19 protein-coding genes are annotated in these 20,941 nt (G+C 57.6%); 2 read left to right on the forward strand and 17 right to left on the reverse strand.

What is annotated here, in order from left to right; genetic code table 11:
• Positions 1-2 precede the first annotated feature (2 nt).
• The 17 genes from DWB63_RS08280 to DWB63_RS08360 form a co-directional block, all read right to left on the reverse strand.
• Positions 3-1,088, reverse strand: coding sequence for an efflux RND transporter periplasmic adaptor subunit (locus tag DWB63_RS08280; RefSeq protein ID WP_128328348.1), 1,086 nt, complete (start codon positions 1,086-1,088; stop codon positions 3-5).
• A complete protein-coding gene (locus DWB63_RS08285; RefSeq protein ID WP_128328349.1) occupies positions 1,088-1,795 on the reverse strand; it encodes a CerR family C-terminal domain-containing protein in 708 nt (235 codons plus the stop codon). Before DWB63_RS08285 ends, DWB63_RS08280 begins: the two co-directional genes overlap by 1 nt.
• 226 nt (positions 1,796-2,021) lie before the next feature.
• Positions 2,022-3,056 carry an extracellular solute-binding protein gene (locus DWB63_RS08290; protein ID WP_128328350.1) on the reverse strand — a complete coding sequence of 345 codons (1,035 nt, stop codon included), beginning with the start codon at positions 3,054-3,056 and terminating at the stop codon, positions 2,022-2,024.
• Complete coding sequence (gene potC, locus DWB63_RS08295) at positions 3,053-3,820, reverse strand: spermidine/putrescine ABC transporter permease PotC (protein WP_128328351.1); 768 nt, start codon at positions 3,818-3,820, stop codon at positions 3,053-3,055. The genes DWB63_RS08290 and potC overlap by 4 nt, the downstream gene beginning before the upstream one ends.
• On the reverse strand, positions 3,817-4,671 hold the full coding sequence (gene potB / locus DWB63_RS08300) for a spermidine/putrescine ABC transporter permease PotB (protein ID WP_128328352.1): 855 nt from the start codon (positions 4,669-4,671) through the stop codon (positions 3,817-3,819). The genes potC and potB overlap by 4 nt, the downstream gene beginning before the upstream one ends.
• Positions 4,661-5,779, reverse strand: a complete 1,119-nt coding sequence (potA, locus tag DWB63_RS08305; protein ID WP_128328353.1) for a spermidine/putrescine ABC transporter ATP-binding protein PotA — start codon at positions 5,777-5,779, stop codon at positions 4,661-4,663. The genes potB and potA overlap by 11 nt, the downstream gene beginning before the upstream one ends.
• Before the next feature lie 87 nt (positions 5,780-5,866).
• Positions 5,867-6,160, reverse strand: coding sequence for a hypothetical protein (locus DWB63_RS08310; protein WP_128328354.1), 294 nt, complete (start codon positions 6,158-6,160; stop codon positions 5,867-5,869).
• Between the two features lie 94 nt (positions 6,161-6,254).
• Positions 6,255-6,908 carry an SET domain-containing protein-lysine N-methyltransferase gene (locus tag DWB63_RS08315; RefSeq protein WP_128328355.1) on the reverse strand — a complete coding sequence of 218 codons (654 nt, stop codon included), beginning with the start codon at positions 6,906-6,908 and terminating at the stop codon, positions 6,255-6,257.
• Between the two features lie 53 nt (positions 6,909-6,961).
• Positions 6,962-7,234, reverse strand: coding sequence for a hypothetical protein (locus tag DWB63_RS08320; RefSeq protein ID WP_128328356.1), 273 nt, complete (start codon positions 7,232-7,234; stop codon positions 6,962-6,964).
• Between the two features lie 14 nt (positions 7,235-7,248).
• Positions 7,249-7,812 (reverse strand): GNAT family N-acetyltransferase, encoded by a 564-nt coding sequence (locus DWB63_RS08325; protein WP_128328357.1) that lies wholly within the window; start codon positions 7,810-7,812, stop codon positions 7,249-7,251.
• A 44-nt stretch (positions 7,813-7,856) separates the two neighbouring features.
• Entirely contained in the window at positions 7,857-8,297 is a 441-nt protein-coding gene (locus DWB63_RS08330; RefSeq protein WP_128328358.1) for a hypothetical protein, read from the reverse strand.
• A gap of 10 nt (positions 8,298-8,307) precedes the next feature.
• Entirely contained in the window at positions 8,308-8,577 is a 270-nt protein-coding gene (locus tag DWB63_RS08335; RefSeq protein WP_128328359.1) for a hypothetical protein, read from the reverse strand.
• A 261-nt stretch (positions 8,578-8,838) separates the two neighbouring features.
• Positions 8,839-10,245: a sigma-54 dependent transcriptional regulator gene (locus DWB63_RS08340; RefSeq protein ID WP_128328360.1), complete on the reverse strand. Its 1,407-nt coding sequence runs from the start codon at positions 10,243-10,245 to the stop codon at positions 8,839-8,841.
• Positions 10,246-10,428: 183 nt separating this feature from the next.
• Positions 10,429-14,667: an alpha-glucan family phosphorylase gene (glgP, locus tag DWB63_RS08345; RefSeq protein ID WP_128328361.1), complete on the reverse strand. Its 4,239-nt coding sequence runs from the start codon at positions 14,665-14,667 to the stop codon at positions 10,429-10,431.
• Between the two features lie 10 nt (positions 14,668-14,677).
• Positions 14,678-15,880, reverse strand: coding sequence for a glycoside hydrolase family 57 protein (locus DWB63_RS08350; RefSeq protein ID WP_128328362.1), 1,203 nt, complete (start codon positions 15,878-15,880; stop codon positions 14,678-14,680).
• The gene (locus DWB63_RS08355; protein ID WP_128328363.1) at positions 15,877-17,163 is read right to left on the reverse strand and encodes a glycosyltransferase family 4 protein; all 1,287 of its coding nucleotides are present in this window, start codon (positions 17,161-17,163) and stop codon (positions 15,877-15,879) included. The genes DWB63_RS08350 and DWB63_RS08355 overlap by 4 nt, the downstream gene beginning before the upstream one ends.
• Positions 17,164-17,165: 2 nt before the next feature.
• Entirely contained in the window at positions 17,166-19,124 is a 1,959-nt protein-coding gene (locus tag DWB63_RS08360) for an amylo-alpha-1,6-glucosidase (RefSeq protein ID WP_128328364.1), read from the reverse strand.
• Between the two features lie 560 nt (positions 19,125-19,684).
• Here DWB63_RS08360 and DWB63_RS08365 point away from each other — a divergent pair.
• Together DWB63_RS08365 and DWB63_RS08370 are read left to right on the forward strand one after the other, a co-directional pair.
• Positions 19,685-20,701 carry a molybdopterin-binding protein gene (locus tag DWB63_RS08365; RefSeq protein WP_128328365.1) on the forward strand — a complete coding sequence of 339 codons (1,017 nt, stop codon included), beginning with the start codon at positions 19,685-19,687 and terminating at the stop codon, positions 20,699-20,701.
• A 65-nt stretch (positions 20,702-20,766) separates the two neighbouring features.
• Positions 20,767-20,941, forward strand: a 175-nt coding sequence (locus DWB63_RS08370; protein WP_128328366.1) for a 2Fe-2S iron-sulfur cluster-binding protein, incomplete at its 3' end; no start/stop codon positions are given.

Consider the following 20,941-nt stretch of genomic DNA (forward strand, 5'->3'; position numbering starts at 1 on the left):
GGCTAGCCCTCCGTGTTGGTGAAGCGGACTTTGAGGCCTTCCTTGAGGTGGTGCACACCTCGGATGACCACGATATCGCCGGGTTTTACGCCTTCGAGGATCTCGATGCCCTGGGCCGTGAGCTTGCCGATCCTGACCGCCTGCCGTCTGACCGTGGAGTTCTTTTGATCCACCAGCCAGACAGTGCGGCTTCCGTCTGACCCACCCACCAGGGAGGCGGGGGGCAGATAGCAGGACTGCTTTTCCGAGGACTGATCCGTGAAGCTCACATGGCCGGACATGCCGCTTCGAATCAATTTCTCGTTGTTGTCCAGGTAGACTTTGACCGGGTAGGTGGAACCAAGACCGGAGTCCACGCTGACCTCCATGACCTTGCCCTGCATGTCATGGCCGGGCAGGGCATCGAACTGGACCGTCACTTCGTCGCCCTCGCGGACTTGGGAAATGAGCGTGTCCGGAACGGAAATGTACATTTTCATCTGGCGGCCTGCATTGAAGGTAACCACGGATTGGCCTGCGCTCACGTTCTGGTGGATGTTCGTCTCCACCTCGCCGATCCATCCGTCGAACGGAGCTTGAAGCGTCGTATAGCTCAGCTGTTTGCGAGCGATGTCCAGTTTTTTTGCCGAGGCGCTGAGCTGGGCCTCGAAGGACTTGAAGTCCGCTTCGATCTGGTCCAGTTCGCCGCGGGAAATGACACTGCGCTCGAACAATTGGCTGTTGCGCTGCATGTCCGCCTTGGCGCGGACATAATTGGCGTTCACCTGCTCCAGGTTCGCCCTGGCCTGCCGCAGTTCCAGTTCGTAGTCGGACGGGTCAAGGCGGGCGATGACCTCTCCCTTGGAGAATTTGCGACCGATCTGATCACCCGGAAAGCTGATGATCTTCCCGCCCACACGGAAAGAGAGGTCCGTTGCCAGCGCATCCTCGGCCGTTCCTGCAAAGGTCCACTCCCTGCCCAGGTCAAGGGCGCTGACCACCATGGTCTTTACCGGGCGGACAGGCTCCTCTGCCGTGACCGGAGTGTTGTTGCAGGCATACAGGAACAGCAGCAAAAACAGGGCTGCAAGCGGAATGAAGCGGTACATTATGCGTTCTCCATGGGGAGGCCGAGAAAGCCTCTCATGCGTTTTTTTATGATGGCGGTCATGGTGTCCAGGTGGCCGTCGTAAGATTCCCATCCCAACCGTTTGGTGATGAGATTGTGGGCCTCGAGGAGTTTGAGGACGATGGCGATGATGCCGTGGGCGCTGATGACGATATCATCCCTGTCCGTCCCGTGAGGCAGCGAGTTTTCCACGAGGGTGTACAGGGCCTTGAATGAGGGGTCGAAAAACTCCTGTTCGAGCTTGGGGTAAAGATCCGAAGGGTGGGCAAGCTCACGAGTGATGATGATCGTGGCCCATACGTTATCCATGCGGCCGAGGATTCCACGGATCAGCGCTTCGATGAACCAATCCACCACGCCGGCCTTGGCCTTGATGTTCTCTCCGGCCGTGGCCATGCGGGCCAGCACCTCCCGGGAAGGAGGAACGATGCTGTCCCGGATATTGATGATTTCCTGCAGGATCGCCTGATACAGCCCGGCCTTTCCTCCGAAGTGGTAGCTGACGGTGGCGAGGTTGACCCCGGCCTCGGTGGCCAGTGTCCGCATGCTGACGGCGCTATAGCCGTGTTGGGCGAAAAGCCGTGCGCCGGTCTGGATCAACGTGGCGCGGGTCTCTTCCCCCTGTGTCTTCCTGCGAGATGTCTTGAGCGTCTTCTTGACCATGCCTGCCTCAGAGGTTGTGTTCATGTTCCGGGTGTTTTGCAGGGGAGAATTTATTATCTTTCAAAAATTAAGTCAAACGTTCGTTTAATACATGGGTCCGGTGTGTTTGATCTTCATATTTGTTTGATAATATGAGGATTTTTTTGATTCGAATCTTTCGAGTGCGCTATGGTGCCGTTGGAAAAAAGTAAAAAAGGGGCAGGCGGTTGCGCCTGCCCCTGTGTTTGTGAGGGATGCCGGACAGGAGCCGCTAGTTGGAGGCTCCCTTCAGCTTGATCCAGTAATCCTCGTAGATTTTCATGGCTTCACCGATGTCATCCTGGAATTCGCCGCGTGCGGCAACGTCCTCGGCGGGATAGACGATGGGATTGGAGCGGACGTCTTCCGGGATGATTTCCATGGCCTTGGCATTGGGGGTGGAGTAGCCCATCTCGGTGCTGATGGTAGCGGCAACTTCCGGGCGGAGCAGGTAATTGAGGAAGGCGTGGGCCTCGTCGAGGTTCTTTGCGCCCTTGGGAATGCACAGGGAATCCATCCAGAGACTGAAGCCCTCGGCGGGGTAAACGTACACGATCTCGGAGTTTTCCTGGTTGGCGATGTAGGCCTCTCCATTCCAGACCACGCCGACCGTGACTTCGCCGGACAGCAGGGCCTGTTTGGGGGAATCCGAGTCGAAAACGCGGACGCTGGGCATCAGCTTCTGCAGTTTTCGGTATGCCTCTTCGAGGTGTGCCGGGTCGGTCTCATTGAGGGAGTATCCCAGGGACTTGAGCGCCAGAGTGAACGCTTCCCGGGGTTCGTTGGGCAGGAGCAGTCTGCCGTTCAGTTCCGGTTTCCAGAGGTCGTTGATGGAGCTGACTGCATCGGCGTCGATGATGGCGGTGTTCACGGCAATGGCAGTGGAACCCCACATGTAGGGAACGGAAAAGGTGTTGTCCGGGTCAAAGGGCTGGTCCACGAAGTCGGGTGCCAGGTTGGCAAAATTGGTCAGCTTGGTTTTGTCCAGGGGCAGGAGCATGTCCTGGCGGCGCATGAGGCCCACGTAGTCGGAGGAGGGCACGATGAGGTCGTATCCTTCGCCGGCCAGTTTGATCTTGGCGTACATGGCCTCGTTGCTGTCGTAGGTGGAGATGTTGACCGTGATCCCGGTCTCTTTGGTGAAATTCTCCACCACCTCGTCCGGGATGTATTCGGACCAGATGTAGAGGTAGAGTTCGCCGCTTCCCGCAAAGGACGGAACGCTGCACAAGAGGACAAGGGCCATTGCGAGCAGTGTTTTTTTCATGATTTCTCCTTGAGCAACCGCCTGGACAGGAGGACGGCGGTCACGGTTATGATGATCATCAACACGCTGAGCGCGTTGACATCCGGCTTGATGCCGAGTCGGACCATGGAATAAATCCGCAGGGGCAGAACCTCGTAGGTCGGCCCTGTGGTGAAAAAACTGACGATGACGTCGTCCAGGGAAAGGGTGAAGCTGAGCAGCCAGCCCGCGATGAGGCCGGGGGCGGCCATGGGCAGGACTATGCGCCTGAAGACCTGGTACTCGGCGGCCCCGAGGTCGCGGGCAGCCTCGACCACGGACGGATCGAATCCTTTGAACCGGGAATAGACCGTGGCGGCCACGAACGGGACGCACAGGGTGACGTGGCCCATGAGCAGCGTCCAGAACCCCAGGGTCAGCCCGGCGCCCAGGAAGAGCACCAGCAGGGATATGCCTATGACGATGTCCGGGGACATCATCATGACGAACAGGGAGCCGAAGACTGCCCGGCGGCCTTTGAAGCGGTATTGGTGCAGCATGAAGGCGGCCAGGGTGCCTATGACGCAGGCCAGGGTGGCCGAGACCACGGCGATGGTCATGGACCTGAACGCTGCATCGAGCAAGGTCGAGTTGTTCAGTAGCTTGCCGTACCATTGGAGGGTGAATCCCTTCCACGCCAGGGAATATTTGGACGCGTTGAAGGAGTACACCCCGATGACCACGAGCGGGAGGTAGAGGAAGACGTAGACCAGTCCGGCATAGGCCGCTTTGATCAGTTTGCTCATATCCTGACCTTCCTTCCCACCTGACGGATGCTTTTGAAATACAGGACGAGCATGAGCCCCATGATCAGGGTCATGGCGATGCTGGCCGCAGCCCCTTCAGGCAGGTCGCGGGAAATCAGGAACTGATCCCGGATGTAGTTTCCGAGCAGCATGGTGCGCGCTCCGCCGAGGATGTCCGGGATGTAGAACATGCCCAGCGCCGGCAGGAAAACCAGCATGCAGCCGGAGACGATGCCGGGCATGGTCAGGGGGACGGTGACCTTCCGGAACGAGGCCCAGCGGCTGGCGCCGAGATCCCGGGAAGCTTCGAGGAGCCGCTGGTCGAGTTTCTCGATGGCCGCATACAGGGGCAGGATCATGAACGGCAACAGGGTGTAGATAAGCCCGATGAAGACTGCCGTCTGGGAATACATGAGCTTCAGCGGAACGTCGATGATCCCGAGAAACAGGAGTACCTTGTTCACGATGCCGTCAGCCTTGAGCACGGCCACCAGCGCGTAGGTTCTGATGAGCGTGTTGGTCCAGAAGGGGATCATGACCAGCAGAAGCATGGGCTTGGCGTATCGCTTGTCCGCACGGGCCACGATGTAGGCGAACGGGTATCCGATGATCAGGCAGAGCAGGGTGGCCGTGGTCGCCATTCCCAGGGATTTGAGGAGCATGGACCCCAGCGCCGGTTCGATGAGTCGGACGTAGTTGTCCAGGGTAAAGACCGGCTCGATGAGGTCAACGGGGTGACGCCGCAGGAAGCTCACTCCCATGAGCATGAGCGCAGGGACCGCCCCGAAAAGGGCCATCCAGCCGAGCACCCCGCTGAGGACCAGGCGTTGGAAGAGGTTGTTATCCTTCATGGGGCAGAATTACCTCCCATCCCTCGAACCATCCGACGGCCACGCGGTCGCCGGGGTGGAAGTACAGGGTCTCGCTGTCCTCGTCGAAAAATTCCGACACCAGAATGCGTTTGCCGTCATCCAGGGTGATGTCCACGTCATAGGTCGCGCCCTTGTAGTAGGTGCGGTCGACCTTGCCCTTGAGGAGCGCCTTGGCGAATTTGTCTGCCAGATCCGGGGAATCCTCAATGTCCTGCATGACTTCCATCCGAAAATCCTCTGGACGCAGCAGTACGTGAACCGGGTCGCCGGGCTGAAAGTCCCGTTTGGATTTGACGAGAACTTCCACTCCTTCCACTTGGGCCACGTAATTGTGCTCTTCCCGGCTGATGATGGAGCCATCCAGGACATTGATCTCTCCGACGAATCGGGCGACATAGAGGTTGGCCGGGTCTTCGTAGACCTCTCGCGGCGTGCCGACCTGTTCGATGCGCCCGTCGTTCATGACCACCACGCGGTCGGACATGGTAAAGGCCTCTTCCTGGTCATGGGTCACGAGAATGAAGGTGATGCCGAGGGTGCGCTGGAGCTCCTTGAGTTCCTTCTGCATCTGTTTGCGCAGCCGGTAGTCCAGGGCGGAGAGCGGTTCGTCCAGGAGCAGGACGCGCGGTTTGTTGACGATGGCCCGAGCAATGGCCACGCGCTGTTGCTGGCCGCCGGAGAGTTCCCTTGGCATGCGGTTCATCATCGTTTCCAGACGGACGAGCTTGAGCGCCTCTTTAACGGTCTTCGCTATTTTGGGTTCGGACATTCCCGCTATGCGAAGCCCGAAAGCCACGTTGTCGAAGACGTTCATGTGCGGGAACAGGGCGTAGCTCTGGAAGACGGTGTTCACTGCCCTGGATTCGGGGGGAACCCCTGCCACTGACTGCCCGTCGATATAAACCTCGCCGCCGTCGCACGTCTCGAAGCCGCCCAGCATGCGCAGGATGGTGGTCTTGCCGCAACCGGACGGACCGAGCAGGGTCAGGAATTCGCCGTCCTCTATGGAGAGCGTGAAATCTTCGATGGCGATCTCCCCATCAAAGGATTTCATGGCGTTGGCGATCTGTATGACAGGCTGTTTCATGATAAACCTCAAGGAATTCGGGCTGTGTACGGGGTCAGCTTCGGTAGTGCGAAGATTGAAGGACAGCCTCGCCGATGGCGGCGGGAGTCACGCAACAGCGACGTCGTCTTGTTTTTCTGGGACAATGTGTCCGTTGATCAGGGGGTGGGCCGAAGGGGCAGCCACCGGGCCAGTACGCATCATGCGCCGTCTTTTGGGCGCATCGGCATCGGTCTCGATTATGGCGGAGTCCGGCAGAGAGAACGGGGAATTGTTTTTGCCCTCGAGCCGGGTGGATTCTAACCGTTTATTGCCCCTTAAGACAAGAGGGATGTCGACAATGGCCGCAGCCGGGATAGGCCGGACCTTGGGGTTCCCCTGTGTGCCGAGGAGAATACCCATGAGTTAGCCCCACCCCCATTTGGGCGGAACATGAAAAAAGGGTGGTGAGAACCGTTCCCGCCACCCGATACCCGTTTGGGGCTGCCCCTGAGTTCTAACCATTGAACCCGTGGGAGGAAGGCTGGGTGATGTCCGGCGGGACCAGGGAAGCCGGCAGCGGCTTTCGATGGTATCGCAGTTCCAGCACCGAAGTATAGGGTTCTTCATCGCACAGGTAGGCCCTGAGATTTTTCTTCACTTCCGCATCCATGTGTTTCATGAGCGGTTGGGAAACGTCGGGTATTTTTTTCAGTGCCGAAATGATCAGTTCGTCCCAGCGGGCGTGATATTTTTCAAGGTCGTCCGGACGCAGGCTTTTTCTGCACTGCGTGCAGCCGCAGGCCAGGGGGATGACCCTGTCCAGGTTGAATAGACCGTATTCTTCAGAGATTTCCTGACCCTTCCAAATGTCGCGGATGGCTATTGCGAATCCGTATCCCGTGGCCATGGTGTTGCAGTCGCACCGATGATTGACATACTTGGCGTTGTCCCAGCTCACTATATGCACGCCGTTTTCATCAGAAAACGAATCCTTGCCTGTCATGGCGTCTTCAGGCTGTCCGGGTTTTTCGGACCTCTTGCCGGCGAGTTCCGATTCGAGTCGGTCTCTTACATACATTATGGTACCACGGGGTATGTCCGAGGTTGCAAAGACGCCATAGCCCATGCTCGGGTTGACGAATCGAACCTCGGTATTGGGATGAATCATGGAATACTGCTCCTCGGTGTGCCTGCTGCGGGATTTGATGGCACTGCTTTTGGCTACCAGTCGTCGTCGGCGTCGTAGTCTATTTCGTCTTCAAGGGTGTAATATCGCACCTTGATCCGTAACTCATCTTCGTCTTCCAGGACAACGCCTTCCGCCGTAACCCATCTTTCGATGTGCCCAGCCAGGATTTCTCCGTTGTCGTCTGGTTCGACAATAAATTCCTCTTCACCGTCCACGAGAAGAATAATACCTGAAACGGAGTCTTCATCACAGTCCAAGGGGAGTATCTGTCCGAACAGGGTATCCTCGTAAACATCCGTAGCCATGGTCCCTCCACCACTTATTGAAAGTTCTTGTCAGAGTCTTCGTTGTCAATGTTCAGATGATAAACCACGCCGCCTTCCAGGGGGATGAACTGCTTGCAGAATCGTTGTTGCTGCGAGAAGTCGTTGGCTTCGTAGAAAGATCGGGCATTTTCAAATGCCCGATCTTCACCGGTTTCAAGAAATATCTGCTTTCCGTTCTGTTCTTCCACGCGTCGAACCATTTCGGCCACCAATGCCGAGCCTATGCCCAATCGTCTGAATTCCGGGTCCACGGTGATGCCGTACAATTCAAACATGTCAGGCCAATGCCCGATGGGACCGAAGCAGAGGAATCCGATGATCCTGTCAAGCTCTCCCTCATTGACCTTGGCCAGAAGAAACGTCTGCATTTCCTCGCCGTTCCCATACGCGCTGTCCCAGGCCATGTCCTCGGCGGACATCATGGCATCGGAGGAAAACAATCCGCTTGCAGCGGCCATGTTCAGGATGGGTTCCACATCTTTGGGAGTGATTCCCGAGGAAATGCGAACTTCCCGCATCTCTTCGGGCAGTTCGTCTTCTCTGATTGTCGTGTCCATTGGTTTTCTCAAGTGTTGTCTGAAGTGTTCGAACCGATATTCGGTCAGGCGCTGTGACGCATCAAGGGGGTGTGCAGAGAGCACAGGCTCGGTCCGGTTGTGCCGTGGGTTCCAAGGCATGACCTGTATACCGTGCCTGCGCCGTGCCGACCGGCGGCAATGACCGCCGGTTGAGAAATCATGGAATAGTTCTGTGAGGTTGCATCTCCGATTATCTCGATGCTCTCCACGTTGATGGCTTCGATGCCCAAACTGTTTGTGGCTATGCCGATGACTTCGCAGGTCTTGCCTTCAAACTGGGGATCATTGACCCCGAGCAGAAGGTAGTCGGAGGAACCGTCCTTCAAGACCAGGCCGAAATCTGTGTTCACCACCACTCCCCACACCGTGACAGGACTGCCGTCAGTCATTTCCGCGTGAGCAGGCAACGTCAGAATTGCGCAGAGAAGTGCGCCTATGAATACGTGGAACAGTCTTGTGTGCATGGTTTTTTCCTTAGATGGTGTTTTCGATCGGAGTGAAACTTTCGACAATCATGGATTCCACTCCTTCCTTGGTGCGTATCACGCCGGTGAATACCGCTTCGGCCCGTGAAAGGGAGAGCAGGTTCGGGAGGTTCTCGAAATTTTCGACGCGAATCTCCCGCTCGTCTTTGCAGGCGATCAGCACTTCCGTCACCCGAAACTGTTCATCCCACTGCTGTGGGAGAACCATTCCCCTGATGGTTTCCGTGGTGTTTTTCTGCTGATCTTGTTTGTGTGGCATGTGCTCTTCAATCCTGATTTTCAAGCAATCCCTAAAGCATAGAGTGTGCCACACGATTAACTGTTTAATATAATGGTGTATTTCCCGTAACACCCTCGGGCATTATGGGAATTTTGAGTTCCTGTTTTTGAAAATGTGCAGGGAATCGGTCATGGAATGGCGGCGACTGTGTGGGGAAGAGGTGTGGGCCTGAGTAGCTTTTGTCCGTGTTATTAGGTAGTTACACAGACATAGGAACTTTCGATTCCGTTTTTCGTGCGTTTAGGAACCAGTGATTCCTGTTTTTTTGAAATCTTTTTTGTTCAGGGTGTGCCGGGTCATGAGTTTGTTGAGTTGTCGGGTCGTCACTCCGGCTCTCAGTGCAGCGTCCTTGATTACGCCGCCGCATTGATCGAGGAGGCTGGAAAGGTACTGTTTTTCAAATTTATCTATGGTGATCTGGCGGGCTTCCTTGAGGGGGAGGCTGGTTTTCACCGGCCAGGTGACGACTTCTCCCTGGGTATCGAGCAGGTCCGGGGGGAAACTCTCCGGCAGGAGGATATCGCCTGTTTCAAGGATGCAGGCGCGTTCGATGACATTTTCAAGTTCCCTGACGTTTCCCGGCCACTCGTACTCCATGAGTGTGTCCAGAACCTGCGGGTGAATGCCCTTGACCTCCGTGTTCAGCAGTCCGTTGAATTGCTGGATGAAGTATTCGGAAAGCCTGGGAATGTCCTCTCTCCTGTCCCGGAGCGGAGGGATGCGGATGGGGAAGACGTTGAGGCGATAGAACAGGTCGCGTCGGAACTTGCCCTTTTCGCACAGTTCCCCCATGTCTTCGTTGGTGGCGGCAATGATGCGCACGTCCACCGGGGTGTCGTTCTCGCCGCCCACCCGCTGTAGCATCCGTTCCTGAATGACATTGAGCAGTTTGACCTGGACCGATTGGCTCACTGTGCCGATTTCATCCAGGAAGATCGTGCCGCCGTGGGCCAGTTCAAATTTGCCGAGCTTGCGTCGGACCGCGCCCGTGAAGGCGCCTTTTTCGTGTCCGAACAGCTCGCTTTCCACCAGAGTGTCGGGGATGGCCCCGCAATGCACGCTGATGAAAGGCATGTTCTTGCGGTTGCTGTGGGCATGGATGAGTTTGGCGATGAGGCTTTTGCCGGTGCCGGTTTCGCCCGTCAGGAGGACGGTGGACCGGGTGCCTGCCACTTGCCGGGTTTTCACGAACACATCCCGCATGTTCTTGCTTCGGGTGTCCACGTAATCGAGGAAATCCTCGCTCCAGAACTGACCGCGCAGGTAGTCGAGTTCGGATTGCAGGACGTCGGACTCGCGGACCTTGTCCACGATCAGCCCCAGTTCCGCCTTTTCGATGGGGTGGGTCAGGTAGTCGAAGGCTCCGGCCTTGACGGCGTCCACTGCATATCTGGTCTGCTCCTCGTCGGCCATGACCACGATGGCTGCGGACGGAAAGCGCGCCCACAGGCCGTTCAAGGCCTTGGTGATGGTGGTGTCCCTGCCCAGCAGGGATTCCACGTCGACGAACAGGGTGTCCACATCCCTGTCCCCGGACCTGGTGGCGTCGGAAGCGGTTTCCGTCAGGATTTCGGTGTCCTGATCCAGCAGATCACCGATCTCTTGGGACCGGCTTCCTTCGCGAGTGATGACGAGCATTTTTCTCATGGCCGCGTGTGTCTCCAGCCACCTCTTACTGCGATGCAGTCATGGAGACAATGCAAATTTTTCTGAAGGCGGGAGCATGGTTCCGGGAAGGCCTTCGAAGTATGCCCATACCCTGGATTGGCATTCGGGAAAGCCCCGCAACGCCATGATGCGTTGCGGGGCTTGAGTTCTGCGCGGGCCGAATCAGCTCCATCTGATCAGGCGGGGCTCGCACTTGCGCGCCAGTCCCGGATGGGTCGGGATCACCCTGACGCCGTACCGGATCGGACCCGAGACGCTGGGTGAATATTTTGCGTGATATTCCAGCGTATTCCCTTCGGTATGTTTCAGTTCCATGGGAATGCAATCCACGATGGCCTCTTCGTTGGGAGTGGCCGCAACCAGTTCGGCAAGGATCTCTTCATTCAGCATCTGCCCCTTGTCCACCTTGGCCTTGACGATCAACTGGCTGCCCAGCTTGAACACATCGCCGAGGATGCCTTCCACCTGGACTTCCTTGATGGTCACCGTGGAGAAGCGGCCGGGGATGCGGGTGCGCCATTCTCCGAGTTTTTGCGCCAGGGCATAATTGTCCTTGTTGCGCAGCGTGGATTGCTCAATGGTCGGCAGATACATGTCGTGGATATAGTCCCGCACCATTCGGTGGGTGCCGTACTGTCGGAACGCGGTCCGCATGGATTCCTTCATCCGGGCTATCCATGCATGGGGGACTCCGTTGTCGTCGCGATCGTAGAATTCCGCGATGACTTCGTTTTCCAGGGTGGCATAGAGGTTGTCGGCGTCCACGATGTCCTGATTGACCTGACTCTCATAGACCAGGCCGCTGCCCACGGACCAGCCGTTGGTGCCGTTGTAGGCCTCGTCCCACCAGCCGTCCAGAATGGAGCAATTGGGTACCCCGTTGACTGCGGCCTTCATGCCGCTGGTGCCGCTGGCTTCCATGAGCCGGGTGGGGTTGTTCAGCCAGACGTCCGCGCCGGACACGAGCAGCCGGGCCAGACGGATGTCGTAGCTTTCCAGGAATATGACCCGGCCCAGGAAATCATCTTGTTTCGCCAGGCGGCAGATGAGGTTGATGTAGCTCGCCCCGATGCCGTCTGCCGGATGGGACTTGCCCGCGAAAATGATGTTGACCGGTCTGTCCTTGTTGCAGAAGATTTCCTTGGCCCGTTGCAGGTTCTGGAAGATCAGGGTGGGTCGTTTATAGGCCGTGCAGCGCCGGGCGAAGCAGAGGGTCAGATGGTCCGGGTTGAGGGTGTTCAGGAAGGTGTGCAGGCGGTTGGGCGGCTCGCCCTCACGGGTCCACTGATTTGAGATGGAGCGGCGGACTTCGTCATACAGGCGGTGCTTCAGGGCCACATGGGTGTTCCACAGCCGACTGTCGTCAATGGAGTGCAGGCAGTCCCAACTGTTTTCGTTCAGGAGCTCCTGATGGACGGAAAGGTTGCAGGACTCCTCGATGTCGTGCCGCATCCGCTCGTCCAGCCAGGAGGTGATGTGAATGCCGTTGGTGACGTGGCCCACCGGAACCTCGCTGAGCAGGAATCCGCGCCACAGGTCCATCCACATACGTCTGGACACGTCACCGTGCAGCCTGCTGACGCCATTGCGGAAGCTGGAGAGCTGAAGGGCGAGAATGGTCATGTTCAGGTGGTCGGCCTCTTCGGCATAAACGTGGCCCTGGGTCCAGAGAGAATCCCATGAGACGTTCATTTCTTCGGCGTAGCCTCGGAAATAGTTTTCCACAAGCGACTTCTCGAAGCGTTCATTTCCTGCCGGGACGGGCGTGTGCATGGTGAATGCTGTCGAGCCCCGGACGATCTCCTTGGCCGTGGCAAAGTCCATGCCCTCGATGAGCATGAGGTGACGGATGCGTTCGAAGAGCAGGAAGGCGGAGTGACCCTCATTGAGGTGATAGACCGAAGGGGTGATGTTCAGTGCCTTGAGCATCCTGACGCCGCCGATGCCGAGGATGATCTCCTGTTCAATGCGAATCTTGGCGGTGGGGTCGTAGAGTCGGGATGTGATGTCCCTGTCCGAGCGTGAGTTTTCCACCACGTCGGTGTCCAGCAGGTAGAGCTTGGCCCGGCCCACATGCACCTCCCATATCTGGGCGTACACGGTCCGACCGGGCAGTTCCACGGTGACGAGAATCTTGTCGGAATCGTCGTGCAGGGGGGAGATGGGCATGGTGGCGAAGTCGTTCTCGTGGTATTCGACCACCTGATCGCCGGTGCCGTTGATCTTCTGGTGGAAGAATCCGTTCTTGTAGAGCAGGGAGATGCCGACAAAGGGGAGATTGAGGTCGCTGGCCGACTTGATGTGGTCGCCCGACAGAAGCCCAAGGCCTCCCGAATAGATGGGGATGGATTCGTGCAAACCGAATTCCATGGAGAAATAGGCCACGGGGTTGTCCCAGGTGATGCCTTGGACGTCGGCTGTTTCCCTTTCCTCCATATAGTTGTCGAACCGTCCCAGAACGGTGGAGAAACGCTCCATGAACTCTGCGTCGCCGGAAAGCTCGTTGAGCCGGTTGCGGTCCATGGTGTCGAAAAACAGGACCGGGTTGTGTCCGCAATGGTTCCACCTGTCTGCGTCGATCCATTCGAAGAGTTCCTGCGAATCCCGGTGCCAGACCCACCACAGGTTGTTGGCCAGATCGCGCAGACGGGCCAGGGCCAGCGGCAGTTCCGTGACCACGGTGAAGGACCGCAATCTCGGTTGCACGGTGTTGACGCCGGAAAAGGAAATTTCCTTTCCGGGGGCGGAGGCCATGCGTTGTACGCCTGCGATGCGTTCGCCCCTGATCTCCGCCGCATGTTCGTAGGCCTCGACATAGCGGGGATAGAATTGTTCCCAGGTTGCCTCTTCCGCAATTTTCCGGGCCTCGCCGGTGCGGTGGGCGCGTTCTTCCTCGGACCAGTTGGTGAAATCCACGAGGAAGCTGGTCAGTTTGTCCTTGGCCGTGTCGTATTCGTCGTCCAGCCGGTTGAGCACCTGCACGCCCGGATGGCCGTCGGGATATTTTTCCATGACCCACTGGCCGAATCCGGCCCGGTCTGAGGTGACCGTGGGCACGCAAAAGGCCGCACTCTCCATGGGGGTGTAGCCCCACGGCTCGTAAAAGGACGGGAACACGGTCAGGTCCATGCCTGCCAGGGCATCGTAGTATTCGAGGTTGAGGACGCCGTCGTTGCCGTCGAGGTAGACGGGGATGAAAATGACGCAACAGCGATTTTCCCTGGCGTTGTCCAGGCGGAGATTGCGGCATTTCTGCACCACGGGGTCGTGCTCGGGGTCACCGAGGTGGTGGGTGGAAATCCCGGCATACTTTTCCATGTCGTACCGCTCCTGCTTCAGGCGTCTGCGCGCCTCGTCGCTGAAGCCCGCATAGCCGCAGGATACCAGGAGGAATGTCACGACCGTGACATCGCTTCCGGTGTCGCCGAGTGCCTTTTCCAGGTCCGAAAGACTGTCCAGGAGCAGATCGATGCCCTTGTTGTGGAACTCGTATCTGCCGCTGGTGGCCACAAGCAGGGTTTTTTTCGGGTCAAGCTCCCGTTCCAGGAAAAGGGCGGCAAGGTCCAGGAGTTGTTTGCGGGAGGATTTGTGTGTGTTGGCAACGGTGGCCGGTTTGGCAAAGCCCTTGATGTTGAATCCGTTGACCGTGACCACGGCGGGGTTGGTGCCCAGGAGGTGGGATGCCTCCTTGCGGGTGATGTTGGATACCGTGGTGAAGCAGTCCGCCTCGCGGGCCGAGACCGATTCCATGGAGTGCTTGGCCGTGACGCCGAACACCTTGGCCTCTTCGGACGGTTCGATTTCCTCCAGCCGCTTGTAGATGTCGACCCCGGAGCCGGACATGGCCCGGCCGAGCATGGTGGCGTGGGTGGTGAGCACGGTGCTAACGCCGGGCGCGTATTTTTTGAGATAGAGAACGCCCGCCCCGGACATCCATTCGTGGAAATGGGCGATGGCATTGGCCCCTTCTTCGATGTCGTCGCTGATTTCCTTGATGGCCATGGCCGAGGCCGAACTGAACAGGACGGGTTCGATGTAGTCCCAGGCTCCGGCCATGGAGTCGACGCCGTAATCGTTCCAAAGCTGGAAAAGCAATTTGTCATGGGAGGGGAATGCGTTGTGGAATTCGATGAGCAACACCCATGGCTTGCCGGGAATGTCCCAGCGGCCCACGGATGTTTCGACCCCCTTTTCCTTGAGCCGCTTCAGCGCCGGTGCGATTTCCTTGGGCGGGTCGCATGGACTGAATCCGGGATTGCGGTCCAGAAGCGGTCCGATGGCCATGTACCTGTCCTGGAAGACGGCCTTTGCCTGTTCCGCCTTGCTGCTGATGACGGTGTGGATGCCGCCCACCTTGTTGCACACTTCCCATGATACTTCGAAAAGCCAACTGGTTTCCATGCCTGTTCTCCTAGTTCGATGTCGCGGCGGGCTCGCCCAGTCTGAGGGCGAGGTCGTTAAGTACGTTCATATAGGTTATGAACGCTTGATGGGGTGTCTCGTATGGGTTGAAGTACTTGTGTACGTCGCCGTCGGAAAACCACTTGGTGCACATGTAATAGAAATGGTCGCTGGTCAGCAACTCACGCCAGGTGGCTATGATGTCTTCATCCTTTGTTGCCAGAACCCGTTCCTCCAGCGCATAGGCCATTTCGGCTGCCTGGTCCTGCATGGGATTGCCGAGCCATGCCGTGACGTCACGTTCAAGGTCTGCCCATGAGGTGAAATAGGGCACGTCGAGCTGGGCCATGGGATCGATTAGTGCTGCGGCTTCAGACGGCGTCCTGAATGTGAAATCGTGATGGTCCAGAATGTCCTTCGGCAGGTTGCGGAAGAACTGGAAGATGCCGGTGTCGGCCCATTGGTGTTCGCCGATGGTCTCATAGTCCATGAACAGGTTGACCACGTCGCCGTTGCCCGCGATGGCGTGGACCCATCGGGCGAATTTTTCCGAGGTCACGGGCCATTCGCTCCAGCCTCGGTCCGAAAAGCGGAAGGCCACGTCGTCGGAGAGGCGGTAGTTCTTGAGCATGGCCTTGAGCTTGGAGCACCCGGCCGGCTGGTAGACGAAGTTCGGGGAGCGCCAGCCGAGCACCTGGTCGGCGCCTTCAGCCAGGATGACCTTGTAGCCCATTTTTTCCACTTCCAGGGCCAGTTCATTGCCGTAGATCAACTCGGTGTTGCGGAAGGTCACGGGCTTGGCCCCGAAGAATTCTTCCAGGACATGCGCGTGCATCTTGACCTGACGACGGAATTCCTCCTTGGAAAAAAGGAAGGCCAGGGAGTGGTAGTGGGTCTCGCCGATGAATTCCACGCAGCCGGTTTGGGCCAACTCCCGGAAGGAGTCGAGCACTTCGGGGCAGAACTCTTGAAACTGCTCCATGGCCACGCCGGTGATGGCGTAGGAGATGCGGAATTTGCCCTTGAACTGGTTGATCAGGTCGAGCATCAGCCGGTTGGCGGGCAGGTAGCACTTGTCGGCCACCTTGCGCATGATATCCCGGTTGGCGGCCTCGTCCCGATAGTTGTGATTGCGCCCGATGTCGAAGAAGGAATACTTCTGATCGAGGCGCATGGGCTGGTGGACCTGGAAATAGAAACAGACAGCGGTCATGCGCCACCTCCGGCGAGTTGACGGTATACTTCGAGAACCTTTGTCGCCGCGTGATTCCACTGGACCTTCTTGAGCATTTCCCTGCCCTGTTCGACAAGCTGCTGCGCCCGCTTTTCGTTGCCGAGGATGTCCAGGATTTCGAAGGCCAGCCTGTCCACGTCCCAGAAGTCGATCTTGACCGCATTGTCCAGAATCTCGGCAACGCCGGATTGTTTGGACACGATGGACGGAACATCGAAGACCATGGCCTCCAGCGGCGTGATCCCGAAGGGCTCGGAGACGCTGGGCATGACATACAGGTCGCTCATGGCGTAGATGCGTTCCACATCGCCCCCGCGAACAAAGCCGAGGAAGTGGAACTTGTCGGCAATGCGCAGTTCTGCCATGCGTTCGACCATGCGGGGGAACATGTCCCCTGATCCCGCCATGGCGAAACGGACGTTCGGGTTCTTTTCAAGGACTTTGGCCGCGGCCTCGACAAAGTAGTCCGGTCCTTTCTGGAAGGTGATCCGGCCGAGGAAGAGCACGAGTTTTTCCTTGAACGGTTTTTCCATGCGCAGTTGTCCCAGGCGGCGCTCCTTGGCCACGGCGTTGTGGACCACGGTGATTTTTTCCGGGGCGATGGAGTACCGTTTGACGATGATGTCTTTGGTGTAGTGGCTGACCGCGATGATGCGGTCGGCAGCCTCGAATCCGGCCCGCTCGATGTCATAGACGGATTGATTGACGTGCTCACCGGAGCGGTCGAATTCCAGGGCGTGGGCATGGATCACCAGAGGTTTGCCCGACATGCGTTTGGCTTCGATACCCGCCGGGGCAGTGAGCCAGTCGTGGGCGTGGATGACGTCGAAGGTCTCGGTGGCGCCAAGACGGGCGCCGATGAGGCTGTATCTGACGATTTCGGCCATGAGATTGCTGCCGTAGCCGCCGGTGAAATCGTTTCCCAACTCTGCGAAGAGATCCTCGGAGGTGATGAGTTCGTTTCTCTCCAGGATGGAGCGGTATTCCTTTTCCGTGATGTACGGACGAAGCGGGGTAAGCACCTCGAACACCGAGAGACGTTCCCGCAGTTCCAGGATTTCCGAGATACCGACTTTGGAGCTGACGCGATTGGCTCCGAGGAGTGTCAGGTGTTTGCCTTCCTCGTCCGAATCGAGACGGGGCAACACAAAGAGAATGTCCGTGCCGAAGTGTGCCAGCCCCTTGGTCAGACCGAGGCAGGCCGTGCCGAGGCCACCGGAGATATATGGCGGGAATTCCCACCCGAACATGAGTACACGCACGGCTAACTCTCCCCTAGGATTTTGTTGAGGCGCACGGCCTCGGCCACACTCCATGCCTGGGCGATGGTGCCTTTGGGTAAGTGCGGCGGGTTGCCGGTGTAGAGTTCGGGTATGGAGGCAATGCCGAAGTCTTCCGGGAAGGATCGCAGGATCGGTTTGAAGTAGGTTCTCAGGAATGCTTTGGCCCCTTTCCGGTCTTCAGCCTGCCGCAGCAACCCCTCTCCGAAGTGTCCGGCCAGCCAGGGCCAGACCATCCCCTGGTGGTAGGCGGAATCACGGGCATCGGCATCTCCCTCGTAAAACGGCGAATATGCCTGGCTTCTGGGGGAGAGCGTCCGCAGCCCGTACGGGGTCAGCAGGTGCGACTGGACTACGCTGATCACGGCCCGCATCTGGTCGATGTTCAACATGGTATGGGGCAATGACACGGCGAAAATCTGATTGGGCCGGATGGAGTGATCCTGGTGGCCGTGGTTGACCACATCGCTGAGACAATTGTCGTCCCGGTTCCAGAAGAGGTCGACGAAATTGGCCGCGATCCTGTCGGCTGCTTCCCCGGCACGAACGGCCAGGGCCGAGTCGTCTTCCGTGGCCAGCTCCAGGAAAAAGCGCAGCCCGTTATACCACAGGGCGTTGATTTCCACTGCCGCTCCATGGCGCGGCGTGACCGGGCGGCCGTATGCCTGGGCGTCCATCCAGGTTAGCTGGGTGTGCTCGTTGCCTGCATAAAGCAGCCCGTCCTCGCCGACAGAGCAGAGCGGTACGCGCCCGTCCAGATGGGCCGCAATGATGTTGCGCAAGGCGGGATAGAGTTTTTCCATGACGAACTGTTTTTGCCCCTTGGCCTTGAGATACTGCTGCACGGCCCAGAAAAACCAAAGGGATGCGTCCACGGAGTTGTAGGCAAGGTGATCGGAGCGTTGGTCGAGATAGTTCGGCAACAGACCGTCGCGTTCAAGCCCGGCATAGGAGGCGAGGACTTCTTCGCCGAAGTCTTTGCGCCCCGCATGGAAGGTCAGGCCCGGAAGCGCGATCATGGTGTCGCGCCCCCATTCGCCGAACCAGTGGTACCCGGCCACCACGGAAGCAAAGTCCGAGGCGTTGCGGATCAGGAACTGGCCGGAGACGTACTTCAGCTTCTGCACGCTCTTGCTGCGGTCCTTGCAGGCGGCGAATTCGTTCTCGCGTCGTTCCACCTCTTTCTTGCGCAGTCGCTCCAGGTTGCCGAGCGGCTCCACGGATGCGGCGAAGATGACGGGTTTACCTTTTTCCAGGGTTGTTTCGAACATGCCGGGGCAGAACAGATCCTCCTGGTAGTCGAAGCCCCGTGTGCGCTCCATGAGATACTCGAAGTTGAGTACCCATTTGGGGCCGGGATAGAATTCGGATGTCCTGTTTGTGCCCATGTAGAGCGGCGGCATGCCTTCGTAAGGTTGTATCTTCCGGCCGTTCTTTTCCGGGTAGGACTTGGGACGCAGAAACATGTTTTCACGGGTCAGGGTGTGGATGTCGCGATAGGCGAGCAGGGGGCGGATTCTCAGGGTAGGCTTGACCTTGCCTTCGAGCAGCTCGTAGCAGAGCAGTACAGTGTTTTTGCCATACACCATCATGATGGATATTTTCACCAACGCATCACCTATGCGGAGCGTGACGGCCGGGTGCAAGCCCTGTTCGAATCCTTCCACGAACTGATGCCCCGTGGGAGCATAAACGCCGGGGAATTTGTTGGTTGAAAGGAGGAATTCCTTTCCGTTGCCCACAAGTGAGGTTTCGACCTTGGAGAGCAGGACGAATCTGCCTTTGGGTTTTTTGAGGGCCGCCACCAAGAGGCCGTGGTACTTGCGGGTATGGCAGTTTATGACTGTGCTGGACGCGTATCCGCCTAACCCGTTGGTGTCGAGCCATTCCTTCCGGGTGGCCGTTTCAGTATTGATGCAATCTTCTCTTGAGATGTGTGACATTTGTACCGCCAATGGAAAATGAATATGGTTACGGGGGTGCTTCAAAAAACAATTTCCACTCTTTTATATAGATCGGAAAAGACAAGCGGTTGCAAGCAATAAATAGGTGTGCAGTGTTATTATTTTGCAACAATCCTGCAGGGAGGACGGCAGGTTTTGCGTTGGGATTTTGGGGGCATTGCCGCTGAAACAGGCCTGATATTTTCAGTTATTCTATATTGTTTTTCGTATCCCTCTGTGCGGGGGGCGTCGGCGGCCTTTTGCGGGCGTTCCGTGGAGGTCGAAATCGTCGCGTCCGGGCGCTTTGGCGGCAACTGTGACAGGCGTGCAATTATGGATTCAATCGGTTGACGTCAGGACATGGCAAAGCTACATTGTGCTCGTTTCGACACGATGGTGCCTTGTCCACGGTTGCACTGCGTTGCCAACTCTGGCTGATACTGTCAGTTTTCGATAACCCACAGCCATTATTATGTCTTTTTTGGCATAGTGTTGTTCTGGAGAGTGATATCCGGTCGAATTATTATCATGATCAAGCATTCCCATGGAGTTGTTGCATAATGAAAATAGTTCCCGTTGAAGAAGCCGTCGGCATGGTCCTGTGCCATGACATGACACGGATCGTTCCTGGGGAAAGCAAAGGCCCAGCCTTCAGGAAGGGGCATATTGTTGCGGGTGAGGATGTCCAGCTTCTGCTCGAGATCGGCAAAGAGCATGTGTGCGTGCTCGATCTGGCTCCGGGCCAGGTTCATGAGGATGAAGCCGCGTTGCGCATAGCCAGGGCCGCGGCCGGGCCGGGCATCACTTTGTCCCAAGCCTGTGAAGGGCGCGTCAACTTCGAGGCCGAGCGGGGTTTGCTCGATGTTAACGTTGAAGCCTTGAACCGCATCAATTCCATTGAAGAAGTCGTGTTGGCGACCATGCATGACGGGCAGCAGATTACGGAACCACGGGCCGTGGCAGGTACCCGCGTGGTGCCGCTTGTCATCGACGAAGAGAAGATAGAGCGCGCCGAGGCCTTGTGCGCCGAATACCCCTACGTGGTCGGTGTGCGCCCCTTCAAGCATCATAAGGTCGGGCTGGTGACCACCGGCAGCGAGGTCTATCACGGGCGTATCACGGACAGATTCGGCCCGGTTATCCGTGAAAAATTTTCCAATCTTGGTTCCACGATCATGGACCAGCGGCTGTCGTCGGATGATCCTGTCATGACCCGTGACGCCATTCTGGCTTTCATCGCAGAAGGTGCAGAGATGGTCATGGTTACCGGGGGCATGTCCGTTGACCCGGACGACCAGACGCCCACGGCCATCCGAGCCACCGGGGCCGAGATCATCACCTATGGTTCGCCGACATTTCCCGGTGCCATGTTCATGATAGCCGACCTGTCCGGGGTTCCCATCCTCGGACTGCCCGGTTGTGTCATGTATTATCGTGCGAGCGTATTCGACTTGGTGGTTCCCCGTCTTCTGGCCGGGGAAAAAGTGACCCGCGAGGATGTTGTGACCATGGGACACGGTGGTTTTTGTGCGACCTGCGAGGTCTGCCGCTACCCCATTTGTCCCTTTGGGAAATAAGAGCCTGTTATCGGTTTGAATCCGTAACAGAGAGATCACGAGACACCTTAAGGAGGTATACTGTCATGTTCAAACGGACTCTCCAAGTCAACGGGGTCACCAGGCAAGTCATTTGTGAGCCTGAGGAATCCCTGGCCAATGTGCTGCGTGCCAATCTCGGTCTGACCAGCGTCAAGGTCGGTTGCGACACCGGCATGTGCGGCAGCTGCACCGTCATCAAGGACGGCAAGCTGGCCCGCT

It is taken from the genome of Pseudodesulfovibrio sp. S3 (assembly GCF_004025585.1).
GTDB lineage: Bacteria > Desulfobacterota > Desulfovibrionia > Desulfovibrionales > Desulfovibrionaceae > Pseudodesulfovibrio.